We start from the raw sequence: 12,790 nt of genomic DNA, 5'->3' as shown, positions 1-12,790 counted from the left end.
CCTTATCCTTTCTCAATTACCTCATAGACTCTCAACAATTCTCCGACACTCCATGCCTGTGCAAAACAGCCCTTGGATCTTGTCGGATTTTCTCCATCATAAATTTCCGGCAGCTGTCCGATACATCCTTCCCGCAGGGCACTTTCTAGCACTTCCAACTGACCTTTTACGATCTTCTTAGCTTCTTCTGTATATCCGTTCACTTTCAGAAATGCGAGATAATATGCTCCTAACGGAAAGGTCCATACCGTTCCCTGATGGTATGCCATATCTCTCTCTTCCATCGGTCCTTCATAAAACGGATGAAACTCGCCATCCGCCATCTCCAGCGTCCGAAGTCCATATGGAGTGTAAAGTGTTTCAAACACTGTCTCCACAATTTCTTGTTCTTTCTCCGGATCCAACATCGTAAACGGCATCGAAACTGCCCAGATCTGATTACACCGGATCTGTCTGTCCGCCTCTGTATCGGAAACAAGATCCTTTAAGCAATGTTTTTCTTCCATCCAGAACTGCTCTGCAAAAGACTGCTTTACCTGTTCTTTCAGTCCCGGATATTCCCACTTCTGATCCAGCAAAGCGGCAAACCGCTCCATAATACAGAGTGCATTGTACCAGTATGCATTGATCTCCACCGGCTTTCCATGGCGCGGTGTCGGAAGGATCTCCCCTACGCGCACATCCATCCATGTCACCTGCCAGAGACCTTCCCCTGCCAGGATCAATCCATCCTCATCCATATGGATCCCATAGTCTGTGCCTTCTCGGTATCCTTTTAAGATCCGCTCCATAACCGGATACATTTCTTCTACAAACGCCTGATCTTTTGTCGCCTCATAGTACAGATACACACAGTTGACGAACAGAAGCGCTGCATCTACCGTATTGTACAGCGGCTCATTTTCGCCCTCCGGAAACAGATTCGGCATCAGGCCTTTCTGTTCATGGACTGCAAATGTCCGAAGAATCTCTTTTGCCGTGTCATACTGCCCGGTGGCAATACAGATGCCCGGCAGTGCGATCATCGTATCTCTTCCCCAGTCCTCGAAAAACGGATATCCTGCAAGAATCGTGCTTCCGCCTGTGGACTCCCGTTTGGAAACAAATGCATCTGCACTTTTTGCAAGCTCACATGCGACCGGCGAACGAAAGCCTGCCTGCTCCTTTAATGTCTTTTGATACTGTTTCATCTCTTTGAAAATGACATCTGCATCCTGCTTCGCGTCTTCCAGCGAATAGACAATTTTTAATACCGCCTCTTTCTCTGCTGAAACCGTCAGGCTGATCCGGTGATCCGCCATTGCAGATCCCGTCTCTCTTCTGCCATCGCAGACATCATAACTATAATAATACAATTCCCGCGTTTCTTCTATACCAACAACCGTTCCATTCGTTGTAAATTTCAGTTCCAATCCATTCGAGGCAATCACATTCTCCCGGCGCGCCATTTTCTGTTCGGGACTTAAATCCTCTCCCTTCTTTGTGAACTGAAAAAACGGTGTTACCTCCAATGTCACCGGGCATTTTTTTCTGTTTTGGATCCGATATCGGATTGCAACGGTATTTTCTCCGTGCTTCATCCCAATCTCCTTGTGAACCTCCACGCCTGCAATCTGAAATTTCCAAAGCGGGATTCCTTCATATACAAATGCGGATAGATAGCGATACCCTTCCTCTCTCGATCCATCAGCCAATTCCTGTGTCGATAATGGAAACAGTTTCTCCCCGATCCGGAGTGACTCCGCAAGTCGATGTACCACGTTATACCGATGGTTCGGCGCCTGCACACATGCCATCAGAACTGCATGGTCGTTTCTCGCAGCAGAACCTGTCATCGTCATCGAAGAAAATCCTCCCAGTCCATTTGTTAGAAGATAACAGTTTTCCTGCCCTCTCGCAATCGTATTAAAATCTTGTTTTCCATAGATCCATCTCATTGTTTTACTCCTTTTCTCCGAACACTGCTACGCTATGCGGCGCTGCGACAGCCTTCTTTGCACAGATTTCTTCCTTCCAGAGAAAACTACTTTCCCCATCAAGCAATGCTTCCCATGCGCCACCGGGCAGCTCTTTTTCCACAACTGCATCTGTACTGTTATAAATGACGCACAACCTCTTCCATCTGCTCACACTTTTCCACGTTGTGCTGTTTTCTTCTTTGCAGTTATCCACAAAAAATCCGACAACTCCGGGTTTTGTCCACTCGTCGTAGATTCTATCCCCTGCATGCCCGGATTTGTCACAAAGTCCCGGAAGCTGTTTCCGCAGTGCGATCAGTCCCTGATAATACCTTCTCAGTTCACTGTATACATATGCCCGCTGCCAATCAAACCTGTTCAATTCAATCGGTGCATTGTAAGTGTTCTCCAATCCATCTTTTGTCCGGGCAAATTCTTCCCCAGAAAGGAAAAACAGATTTCCCTGGCAAGTCATATAAATTGCCGCCGCCATCTTATTTACCCTCAGACGTTCCTCCTCATCTGCAATCGTCTTACCAAGCTTATCCCACAACGTCCAGTTATCGTGGGAGGAAACATAAGTAATCACCTGAGACGGTGCTTTCACCTTCGCTTTTTCATTTTTGCTTCCTCCTCTACACCATGCACGAGCACTCTCCAAAATATCCTGCTCCAGACCTTCCGCTCCGTTTACAAATCCCGGAATCTTCGCTTCAAACACATGCCCTTTGATTGCATCTCTTGTGTCATCACAGAACATTCCAACTCCGCGGTTCAGCCTGCCGATATTCTCTTTTAACGCAGGTACCGCATCTCCTTCCATCGCGGTCTGCTCTGCAGCCCACGGTTCTCCAAACAGAAGGATCTCCCCTTCTCCGTACCTCTCATCCAACTCTCTCCGGATACGATTCATCAAGTCTACATCTAAAAGCCCCATCAGATCGAACCGGAATCCGTCTATATGATATTCTCCGGCCCAGTACAGCACAGAGTTGAGAATGTATTCCGCACACATCGGTCGTTCGCTTGCCACATCATTTCCACAGGCAGACCCGTTGGATATCGTCCCATCTTCCTCCGTGCGAAAATAATACCACGGAACTGCTTTGTTCAGATTGTTATCTAATGAATACATATGGTTGTAAACAACATCCATGATCACCCGGAATCCGTTTCTGTGAAGCGACTGTACCATCTCCTTAAACTCCCGAATACGCACTTCCCCATGTACAGCATCCGTAGCATAAGAACCTTCTGGGACATTATAGTTTTCCGGATCATATCCCCAGTTAAATCCTTCTTCTTTCGCTTCATCCACAGAGCCATAATCATATGCCGGCATGATCTGAATATGTGTCACACCCAGTTCTTTTAGATAGTCTATCCCAGTCGGATGAATGCCATCCCCATACAATGTTGTATGTTCCTCTGTAAATGCCTTGTATTTTCCCCGGCTTTCCTCGGAAAATCCTCCGGACCTATCCCAGGAAAATTCCTTCACATGCAGTTCGTAGATAATATTTTCAATCCCTGTCTCCGGTCTCTGATCCGCTTCCCATCCATACGGATCCGTCTGCTTTAAATCTACGACCATACTGCGGATCCCATTGACGCCACATGCCCTCGCATAAGGATCTCCCGCCGTGACGATTTCTTCCTCATGCACAATTTTATAAGTATAATAAATGCCATGCCAAGATTTATTCGTCCGGTACGCCCAGACTCCCTGTGCTTCTTTCTGCATGGCAATCTCCTCAAAACATTCTCCCTGCTCTCCATCGTGATAGAGCTGTAGTTTCACTTCCTTCGCTAGAGGGCTCCACAGGAGGAAGGAAGTCCCTTCCTCCGTGCATAACGCACCCAAATCTCTTTTTTCATAATGATATTTTCTATCAAATTCTGAAGTCTGATAAAGCCTTTTTAATTCCTGTCTTCTCTTCATACCAAAACCCTCTTCATTATTTTTCTAAATCGGCCGCTATCCCTTCACCGCACCAGATACGCCATCCACATAGTACCGCTGCATGATCAAAAACAAAATCGCGATCGGAATGGAGATCAATACCGCTCCCGCCGCAAAGCTTGTGTACCAGCTGTCAATGTACTCCTTCTCAAGCATCTTCCAAAGTCCGAGCGCAACCGTGTACTGGTCAGAGTTGGCACGGCAGATTACCTTTGCAAAGATAAAGTCCAACCATGGCGCCATAAATGCGGTGAGCACCGTATATACAATGATCGGCTTGCTGAGCGGCAGTGTAATCTTTTTAAACACCTGCCATCTCGTACATCCGTCTAAGATTGCCGCCTCATCTACCGCATACGGAATCGTGTCGAAAAATCCCTTTGCGATCTGGAAGCCCAGTCCCGCGCCTCCGGAATAGCATAAGATTAACGCCACACGGATCAGACTTCCCTCCGTCAGACCGATTGCTTTCAGGATAAAATATACCGCGATCATCGACATAAATCCCGGGAACAATCCAAGTATCATCGCCATATTCATATACGGCTTTCTAAGTTTAAATTTCAGTCTGGACAGACAGTAGGAAACCGCCAGTGTATAAAACGTTGCAAGAATACAGGAGAACACCGCGATGATCAGCGTATTCATGAACATTTTCGGAAAGTTTAAAATCGATGTATCCGTAAATAGTCTGATATAGTTATCCAGCGTAAATTCCTTCGGGAAAAATGTAGATACATAGGAACCTTTCTCCGCCCGGAAGCTTGTAAGGATCACCCACACAATCGGAAATACCCATATTGCCGCCAACACTGCCAGACTCACATGCACGATCACATTATTGATCATCCGTTTCTTTTTTGCCGAATGCATTTTTTGTGCTGCCATCTCTAAAATTCTCCTTCCTTGTATGATTTACTATTACGGTAAGTAAGCAATGCTCCTACCGCCAGAATGATAAATGTCAGAATACCAATGACTGCTCCAATATTGTAATATTGCTTGTCGATTGTCAGCTTGTAGAGCCATGTTACAAGCAAGTCTGTCTTGCCCGCCGTTGCGGCCAGATCGGTGACTGGATCCCCTCCGGACAACAGATAGATCACATTAAAATTATTAACATTTCCTGTGAAGGTCACGATTAGATACGGTGTCGTCACATAGAGCATATACGGGAGCGTGATCTTGAAAAAAGTCTGAATCGCATTCGCCCCGTCCACTTTTGCCGCCTCATAAAGTTCTCCAGGAATATTTTGAAGTACTCCGGTAAGCTGAAGCAGTGTATACGGAACACCTACCCAGATATTTACAACAATGACGGTCACTCTCGCCCATGTAGGATCTGTGAAAAACGGAAGACTCGCATCCTGTGCGATCCATCCTAGATTTCTTAGCAGGACATTCACCGCACCGTTTGGCTGAAGCATCGTCCGCATGATCAGAAGGGAGACGAACATCGGCACCGCACAGGAGAGCACAAAACAAAATCTCCAGAAGCCCTTTGCCCTCGTATCCTTCCGATTGATCACAATCGCGAGGATCATACCGAAAATGTAATTGCTGAACGTGGCAAAAAATGCCCACACGATTGTCCATCCAAGCACGGACCAGAACGTACTTCCAAGAATACTGTTCGCATCAAACAGTGTCTTAAAATTCTCGAGTCCCACCCAGTCAAACAGCATCAGATGGTTCCCGATCCTGCTGTAATTGGTAAATGCCATACAGATCATAAAGATCAAAGGCAAAATCGTCAGCGCAAAGATAAAAATCATCGGAGGCGTCATCAGAAGTCTGTGCAGATTCTCATGCAGCAGCGATTTCATATCTTCCGCAAATGTATTCACATGACGTCCTTCTTTGTCAAGGCACTCTGCCTGAAATGCACTGCGAAGCGCGCCCCTCCATGCCCATACCATCACAAGTGTGAGGAGCACTGTTGCTACCCCATAGAGCAGGATCAGTACCGACTGGTCTCCCTGCGTGTACAGATAAACCTGATTCGCCTCATCCCACACTTCCTTCTGCGGAGCACTTCCGAGAGAACCTAACATCTTCAGGCAGCCAACTCCACTCATCGCCATAAAAACAATGTATGCCACTTCCACCGCCAGATACAACAATCCTTTGATTTTCTGTTTGTGTACAAAGTTTCCGAATCCCATCAGCAGCATCGACAGCTTCGTCTCAATTCCTCCCTCTCTCACTGCCCTCATGCATGTGTATGGTGTCGAAAACTGATTTCCGTTCTTTTTGAATTTCAACATCCCTCTTCACCTCATCTAAATTCCGTCACTGTTCATCGCTTCATTCATCGCCTCTGTCTGCTCGGCAGCATTTTCATGCGTCACACTTCCATTACGGATTCCTTTCCCCATGTTTTCTACGGGTACCCAGCAGTTGTTCATCTTCGCCACAAAAGGCTGCAAAATGGAAGTCTTATTAAATGTATCATTCTGTGCCGACACAAGCGGATCATTTGCAACCTTTTCATCTGCAAGCAGTTCTGTGTTACACGGAATTACGTTTCTCAACTCATAATGCGTCATCTGGGCTTCGGCTGATCCAAGGTATACCGCAAGTTCTACCGCCGCCACCATATTTTTGCTGTACGGATTGACTCCGACTGCCTTCGAGCCGGCATAGGACATCATCTGCTTTTGCTCCCCATTCAGTGTGAACGAAGGCAGTGCCGCTGCTCCCATATTTTCGCCAAGCGCTTCCTCGACTGCATTTGCATCCCAGGAATCGGAGAAGATTGCAGAGATGCTTCCATCTCTGAGTCCTGCAAGACCCGATCCGTCCGCATCGATCTTAAAGTTCGGATTCGCTGCGAGATCTACCAGATAATCTGTCACACTGACCGCTTTCTTCCCGGAGAAGTCTACTCCTTTTGACTCATCCGTTCCGTCACCAAACAAAGTACATCCATTTCCAATATAAAATGCCGGCGTATACCAGGAGTTTGTCAGCGGAAATGCAACTGCACCCTTTTTAAGCATTGTATCTAAGTTCTTGATATCCTCCTCAGAAAAAACACTCTTATCGTAATACATAAACCATGTATTTGTCGTAAACGGTACTCCGTAAAGTTCACTATCTTTTACAAGGGATGATAATACTTCTTCTGAATTCGTCTTCTCAATCTCCTCGCGGTACTTTCCACCCAATTTCGCCAATGCATTTGCATCCGTCATCGTCGTCAATGTATCGTTCGCATACATAAATACATCTGCACTTGCCTCCGGATCCTGTGCCACCTGAGTTGCTGCTGTCGCCTCATCTGCGACTCCGTAGACAAATGTAATATCCCACTCGGGATGCAGCTTTGCAAAATCCTCACAAGTAGTCTGCAGCCATTCTCCACTGTCCTTTGATTGATCTTCGGACGGAGACCAGACCATCAGACGTATCTTCTCGGCTTTTCCCGTCTCACTATCCTTTTTAGCCTTTCCTCCACAGCCGCTGATTCCCATCGCTGCGACCACTGCCGCCATAACTAGCGCCACTCCTCGCTTCTTCATGTTACATTCTCCTTTTAACCCTATTTCGATTATTTGTTTCGTATTGTTTCGTTACTTGTAATATAACCTAACTATCCAAAAACGTCAATATCATGTCTTATTTTCTCTATTTTTTACAGTTTTTTAATATTGTTTTTGTGCATTTTGATCTTAATTCCCTTCATTTCCCCCTTTTCTTCTTCCAACATCCATACTGACGATTATTTTTCGAAACTAATCTCTCCGAAATAATTGCTTTTTTTACTCAAATTCGATATAATAAATTTATCTTTATCATCAAAAACTAGAAAAGCAAAATAAAATTTGAAAGGCAAATATATGGCTACAATACAAGATATCGCTGATAAACTGGGGGTTTCCAAAGGAACCGTTTCCAAAGCGATTAATAACGCCCCAGATATTAGCGAAACTTTACGAAAAACAATTTTGGATACCGCCGTCGAGATGGGATACTCTAAACTCCGGCGTCAAAGAAGTCACGCGAAGAAATTCTGCATCATCATAGAAAATATGGAATACGAAGAACCACACCAGTTCGGTTATGATTTCATTATCGGCTTCCGACAAATGGCAGAACCTGCAGGATATATTGTAGATGTCATCCACATAGATGAACAGACACAAAAAAAGACGCCTTACGACGTCTTCATGCTCCAGAACGACTATATCGGAGCCTTTGTACTCGGCTTCTCCCTTACCGATCCGTGGATGAAAGATTTCAAAACAAGCCACACACCAACTGTACTCTATGACAACTATATTTCCGCCAACCCATTCATCGCTTCCATTGGGATTGATAACAACGAAGGAATGACTCTTGCCGTCTCACATTTAAAGAAATTGGGACACAAAAAAATAGGATACTTAAGCAGTGCCCTTGGCTCTCACATCATGCAAGTCCGACATAAGGCTTTCTTCCAGGCAATGAAGCAGAACGATCTGCACACAGAGCCGACTTATGCAGGTTCTTCCTACTACATTACACAATGTGTAGAAAAACACCTATCTCGTCTTCTTCAAATGGGAATGACTGCAATCATCTGTAGCCACGACCTGATTGCCAACGCAATTATGGTACAGTGTCAGCAACTAGGCTACCACATTCCTCGGGACATCAGTATTATTGGTTTTGACGATCTCCCAATGTGTGCCTACACCTCACCGCCGCTCACTACAATTCGGCAAGATAGAGCAGAACTCGGCAAATGCGGATACTATGCGTTGGACAGCATTTTAAACAATGTATCCATCGGAACAATTTTACTACACGCACAATTGATCGAACGAAATTCCACAAGCAAAATTTGAGACAATCTCCTCTTGCTCTTCGTGAATAAATAGCTCTAAAATCATAGATATTTCTATTTTACAAGATTCGTATGCAACACACAATGCAACACGCAATACATCCTAGAATAAAAAAAGCACTTGAAAGCTTAATAAAAATCAGCTTTCAAGTGCTTTTTAGGCTGCGGATGACAGGAATCGAACCTGCACGGTCTCCCACTAGATCCTAAGTCTAGCGCGTCTGCCAGTTCCGCCACATCCGCATAAATAAAGAACAAGCCTAGGCTTGTTCTAGTGAAGCATCGGGGATTCGAACCCCGGACAACTTGATTAAAAGTCAAGTGCTCTACCGACTGAGCTAATGCTCCATAATATAAAACTTCAACTGGGCTAGTTGGATTCGAACCAACGAATGCAGGAGTCAAAGTCCTGTGCCTTACCGCTTGGCGATAGCCCATCATGCATCGCCTAAAAATAGGCAAAAAATAAGGGTGGATAGTGGGACTCGAACCCACGATATCCAGAACCACAATCTGGCGCGCTAACCAACTGCACCATACCCACCATAAGCGTGCTTGAAGGGATTCGAACCCCTGACCCACGGCTTAGAAGGCCGTTGCTCTATCCAACTGAGCTACAAACACGCATTCTATTTTTTCTTCCTAACAGCTAAGGCTCTAGGAAAGCGGGTGATGGGAATCGAACCCACGTATCTAGCTTGGAAGGCTAGTGTTCTACCATTGAACTACACCCGCGGAGTCGGGGTGACAGGATTCGAACCTGCGACCTCCTGGTCCCAAACCAGGCGCTCTAGCCAAGCTGAGCCACACCCCGTAGTTGCTATTTTGTGTTTTTGTTTTTGTCTCTGTCCTTAAGACAAGAGTTATTATATTATAGCAACAAACAAAAGTCAACACTTTTTTCTAATTTTTTTTATTTTTTTATTCATTTGGCACTTTATACAAAACATTGCTCAAAACGCGCTTTTCCATTGTGATCTATTTCCATAATCATATACCCTGCACGGCGATCTGCCTGCCTTGGATAAGAAAGACTTCCTGGATTGAGCACAGTAAGATTTCCATCTACTTCCAGATGCGGCACATGAGTATGTCCATACATTACAATATCTACCCCACGCCTTCTTGCCTCTTTTTTCAGTTCTTTCGTTCCCATAGAGACATAGTAAGAGTGCCCATGTGTGATAAACACTCTATACTTTCCTATAAAAAACTCCTGCTCCCTGCTCAGATCTGAAAAGAAATCATTATTTCCCGCAATAATATGCGTCTCACAGTCTGCCAGTGCACAGATGTAGTCTTCTCCCCCCTCTACATCTCCAAGATGGACCAGCATGTCAATCGGTCCCTCTCTGTCCAGAACCTCCTCCAGATTCCGGTGTCTCCCATGCGTATCGCTCACGATCAGTATCTTCATTGTTTCACCTGTCATTTTCTTTGAATATTATTTTAGCGTTTCCTTTTTTCGGAACACGAACCTTTTATTTCTTTGGATGCTAATCTTCCTGCTACATTTTTTGTTCGATAATCTCTCTCATCAAGCGGAGTGCCTTTCCCCTGTGGCTAAGTTCATTCTTCTTTTCCGGGTCCAGTTCTGCAGTTGTACATCCGTATTCTGGAAGATAAAAAATCGGATCATATCCAAATCCATGTTCTCCGGCAATCTCATATCCGATCCGCCCCTCAATAGTACCTCTTACAGTCTCTTTGCTTCCATCTGGAAATACTGCTGCGATTGCACAGACAAATCTTGCTGTGCGCTTCTCATCCGGAACTCCTTCCAAACGCTGCAGCAAAAGATTATTTTTAATCTCATAAGAAGTATCTGTTCCTGCATATCTCGCTGAATAGATACCCGGTTCTTTATTCAAATAATCAATTTCCAATCCCGAATCATCTGCCAGCACGATCGCATCTGTCAATTTTGCAATCGCTTCTGCCTTGATCATCGCATTTTCTTCAAATGTGGTTCCATCTTCTACGATATCCACGTCAATCCCAGCCTCTTTCATTGAAGAGACCGGAATTCCGAGATCCTCTAAAATCATCCGGATTTCTTTCATTTTATCTTGGTTTCCTGTCGCAAATATGATCTTTCTTTCCATGTTCTTTCTCCCTGTCCCTTTTTGCAAGCAGGATACAGATCCTTTTCTTTGCACATCCATATCCTGCATTGTCATTCACTTTCTATTTATGTTCTGTCTAAATTTCCGGATATTTCTTCCTTCTCGGCGGCTTTGGACCGAGGAATTGATAAAAGTACGTCTTTAGCATTCCATTGTAAATCTTTCGGTTCTTGTCTGCTTTCCTTCCAAAATACCGTTCCGTTTCCTCATAACTCGTAATCATGTATGCCGACCAGCTGTCCAGCTTCTTAAAGCTCTCACCGAATTCTCTATACAGCGCCGGAAGTGCAGACTTTTCCTCAAGTCTCTCCCCATATGGAGGGTTGGTGATGATAAATCCATACTTCTTTGGATGTCTTAAATCCTTTACTGCCCTCTCCTGAAAATGGATCAAATGCTCTACGCCTGCTTCTCTCGCATTCTCTCTGGCCGCTTTTACAACTTCCCCATCAATATCATATCCCTGAATATCTACTTCAATATCATCGTCAATCAGGCTATTCGCCTCATCCACTGCCTCGTACCAGAGTTTTCGCGGAATCAAGTTTGTCCACTCTTCCGCCGTGAAAGAGCGATTCATCCCCGGCGCGATATTGGCAGCGATCATCGCCGCCTCAATTGGAAATGTCCCACTTCCACAGAATGGATCTATAAAAATCCTGTCTTTTTTCCATGGTGTCAACAAAATCAAAGCTGCTGCCAATGTCTCTGTAATCGGCGCTTTGCTGGACAACTGACGATATCCTCTCTTATGAAGAGAAACTCCCGAAGTGTCGATTCCTACCGTCACGATATCTTTCATTAAAAATACCCTCACCGGATAAGAAGCACCATTCTCTTCGAACCAGTCAATATGGTAATGCTGCTTCATCCGGTTAACCATCGCCTTTTTCATGATAGACTGAATATCTGAAGGACTGAACAATTTACTCTTTACAGAAGCGGCCTTGGCCACCCAAAATTTTCCATCCTCCGGAATATATTTCTCCCACGGGATCTCCTTGGTCCGCTCGAACAATTCATCAAACGTCACTGCTTTGAAACTTCCAACCTTCAGCAGCACTCTCTCCGCAGTCCGCAAAAACACATTCGCCCGGCAAATCGCACTTGCATCCCCGGCAAAAGTCACTCTTCCATCTTCTACATTTATAATCTCATATCCTAAATCTTGTATTTCTCTCTTTAAAACTGCTTCCAGCCCAAAATGGCATGGTGCAATCAGTTCCAGTTTCTCCATCTTCTTCCTCCCGATGTTCTGTATTTCATTTTTATGATACCGCAACTTGTCTGGATGCACAACTATTTTCGCATCAATAAAAAAGCCTCCGGCGGTATTTTCATACTACCAAAGGCTTTCTGTCAGATTCTTTTAAAAGTATTCCTATTTAAGACATTTGAAGTATTACAGCACTGGCTCGTTTCTGCTGATTAGTAATCGCAATTTCCGTAAGAATTTTCGTTGCTCTCTGAATTCTTATTTTTGTTAGATGCTTTGCTGCTGTTTTTTGATGTCATGCGATCCGATGTCTTGTTGCTATTTTTTGATGTCATTCGATCTGAAGCTTTACTGCTGTTTCCGGAATATCCATCAGAATAAGATGAATAAGATTCACTGTTTTTGGCTTTGTTTGTTGTTTTCGCATTCTTTGCCATTTTAAATTTCCTCCTGCAATTTGCTGCTCACTCGTGAATAGTTACATTCTTATTATCCCTGTTCCGTAAAAAACTATGCAGCTTCCGGAGGTTTTGCATTTGTAAATTTTGCCAATATTTTGCTTTTTTTCTAATTTAAGCTTGCTTTTTATTTCGTATTATATTGGCGGGTTACGATTGCAACTTGAACTAATAAAAGTTCAGGTTGCTTTTTTTATGCAGTTTGCACAAAAAGGAGGAAAAGGTTATGAGTATGATA

10 protein-coding genes and 7 tRNA genes are annotated in these 12,790 nt (G+C 44.5%); 1 reads left to right on the top strand and 16 read right to left on the bottom strand.

Annotation, left to right across the window (positions count from 1 at the left end; genetic code table 11):
• Window positions 1-2: 2 nt before the first annotated feature.
• The 5 genes from EDD74_RS08430 to EDD74_RS08410 are packed head-to-tail and all read right to left on the bottom strand — an operon-like array spanning window position 3 to window position 7,445.
• On the bottom strand, window positions 3-1,937 hold the full coding sequence (locus EDD74_RS08430; protein WP_116441614.1) for an amylo-alpha-1,6-glucosidase: 1,935 nt from the start codon (window positions 1,935-1,937) through the stop codon (window positions 3-5).
• A 4-nt stretch (window positions 1,938-1,941) separates the two neighbouring features.
• Window positions 1,942-3,900, bottom strand: coding sequence for a type I pullulanase (pulA, locus tag EDD74_RS08425; RefSeq protein ID WP_116441613.1), 1,959 nt, complete (start codon window positions 3,898-3,900; stop codon window positions 1,942-1,944).
• A gap of 36 nt (window positions 3,901-3,936) precedes the next feature.
• Window positions 3,937-4,809 carry a sugar ABC transporter permease gene (locus tag EDD74_RS08420; RefSeq protein ID WP_008976668.1) on the bottom strand — a complete coding sequence of 291 codons (873 nt, stop codon included), beginning with the start codon at window positions 4,807-4,809 and terminating at the stop codon, window positions 3,937-3,939.
• 2 nt (window positions 4,810-4,811) lie between these two features.
• Window positions 4,812-6,188, bottom strand: coding sequence for a carbohydrate ABC transporter permease (locus EDD74_RS08415; protein WP_116441612.1), 1,377 nt, complete (start codon window positions 6,186-6,188; stop codon window positions 4,812-4,814).
• Between the two features lie 15 nt (window positions 6,189-6,203).
• Complete coding sequence (locus EDD74_RS08410; RefSeq protein ID WP_116441611.1) at window positions 6,204-7,445, bottom strand: extracellular solute-binding protein; 1,242 nt, start codon at window positions 7,443-7,445, stop codon at window positions 6,204-6,206.
• A 318-nt stretch (window positions 7,446-7,763) separates the two neighbouring features.
• Between EDD74_RS08410 and EDD74_RS08405 the strand changes: the two genes are divergently transcribed.
• Window positions 7,764-8,753, top strand: coding sequence for a LacI family DNA-binding transcriptional regulator (locus EDD74_RS08405; protein WP_008976671.1), 990 nt, complete (start codon window positions 7,764-7,766; stop codon window positions 8,751-8,753).
• A 162-nt stretch (window positions 8,754-8,915) separates the two neighbouring features.
• Here EDD74_RS08405 and EDD74_RS08400 read toward each other — a convergent pair.
• The 11 genes from EDD74_RS08400 to EDD74_RS08350 form a co-directional block, all read right to left on the bottom strand.
• Window positions 8,916-8,995, bottom strand: a tRNA-Leu gene (locus EDD74_RS08400).
• Window positions 8,996-9,027: 32 nt separating this feature from the next.
• Window positions 9,028-9,100 (bottom strand) — tRNA-Lys (locus EDD74_RS08395).
• A gap of 17 nt (window positions 9,101-9,117) precedes the next feature.
• Window positions 9,118-9,189, bottom strand: a tRNA-Gln gene (locus tag EDD74_RS08390).
• 33 nt (window positions 9,190-9,222) lie between these two features.
• Window positions 9,223-9,296 (bottom strand) — tRNA-His (locus EDD74_RS08385).
• Window positions 9,297-9,302: 6 nt separating this feature from the next.
• Window positions 9,303-9,376 (bottom strand) — tRNA-Arg (locus tag EDD74_RS08380).
• Window positions 9,377-9,416: 40 nt separating this feature from the next.
• Window positions 9,417-9,487 (bottom strand) — tRNA-Gly (locus tag EDD74_RS08375).
• Window positions 9,488-9,491: 4 nt separating this feature from the next.
• Window positions 9,492-9,566, bottom strand: a tRNA-Pro gene (locus EDD74_RS08370).
• Window positions 9,567-9,689: 123 nt separating this feature from the next.
• Window positions 9,690-10,169 (bottom strand): metallophosphoesterase family protein, encoded by a 480-nt coding sequence (locus EDD74_RS08365; protein ID WP_116442475.1) that lies wholly within the window; start codon window positions 10,167-10,169, stop codon window positions 9,690-9,692.
• A gap of 91 nt (window positions 10,170-10,260) precedes the next feature.
• A complete protein-coding gene (locus EDD74_RS08360; protein WP_116442474.1) occupies window positions 10,261-10,857 on the bottom strand; it encodes an XTP/dITP diphosphatase in 597 nt (198 codons plus the stop codon).
• A gap of 97 nt (window positions 10,858-10,954) precedes the next feature.
• A complete protein-coding gene (locus EDD74_RS08355) occupies window positions 10,955-12,115 on the bottom strand; it encodes a THUMP domain-containing class I SAM-dependent RNA methyltransferase (protein ID WP_009263079.1) in 1,161 nt (386 codons plus the stop codon).
• 191 nt (window positions 12,116-12,306) lie between these two features.
• Window positions 12,307-12,531, bottom strand: coding sequence for a hypothetical protein (locus EDD74_RS08350; protein ID WP_009263080.1), 225 nt, complete (start codon window positions 12,529-12,531; stop codon window positions 12,307-12,309).
• Window positions 12,532-12,790: the final 259 nt, after the last annotated feature.

Origin of the sequence: Faecalimonas umbilicata, assembly GCF_004346095.1 — a bacterium.
Lineage (GTDB): Bacteria > Bacillota > Clostridia > Lachnospirales > Lachnospiraceae > Faecalimonas > Faecalimonas umbilicata.
Note: the sequence above shows the minus strand (reverse complement) of the source record. Positions and strands in the feature narration are given on the sequence as shown.

Excerpts from the sequence above, each read along its gene's own strand:
- EDD74_RS08430 (WP_116441614.1), bottom strand. The coding sequence starts at position 1,937 with ATGAGATGGATCTATGGAAAACAAGATTTTAATACGATTGCGAGAGGG.
- pulA (WP_116441613.1), bottom strand. The coding sequence starts at position 3,900 with ATGAAGAGAAGACAGGAATTAAAAAGGCTTTATCAGACTTCAGAATTT.
- EDD74_RS08420 (WP_008976668.1), bottom strand. The coding sequence starts at position 4,809 with ATGGCAGCACAAAAAATGCATTCGGCAAAAAAGAAACGGATGATCAAT.
- EDD74_RS08415 (WP_116441612.1), bottom strand. The coding sequence starts at position 6,188 with ATGTTGAAATTCAAAAAGAACGGAAATCAGTTTTCGACACCATACACA.
- EDD74_RS08410 (WP_116441611.1), bottom strand. The coding sequence starts at position 7,445 with ATGAAGAAGCGAGGAGTGGCGCTAGTTATGGCGGCAGTGGTCGCAGCG.
- EDD74_RS08405 (WP_008976671.1), top strand. The coding sequence starts at position 7,764 with ATGGCTACAATACAAGATATCGCTGATAAACTGGGGGTTTCCAAAGGA.
- EDD74_RS08365 (WP_116442475.1), bottom strand. The coding sequence starts at position 10,169 with ATGAAGATACTGATCGTGAGCGATACGCATGGGAGACACCGGAATCTG.
- EDD74_RS08360 (WP_116442474.1), bottom strand. The coding sequence starts at position 10,857 with ATGGAAAGAAAGATCATATTTGCGACAGGAAACCAAGATAAAATGAAA.
- EDD74_RS08355 (WP_009263079.1), bottom strand. The coding sequence starts at position 12,115 with ATGGAGAAACTGGAACTGATTGCACCATGCCATTTTGGGCTGGAAGCA.
- EDD74_RS08350 (WP_009263080.1), bottom strand. The coding sequence starts at position 12,531 with ATGGCAAAGAATGCGAAAACAACAAACAAAGCCAAAAACAGTGAATCT.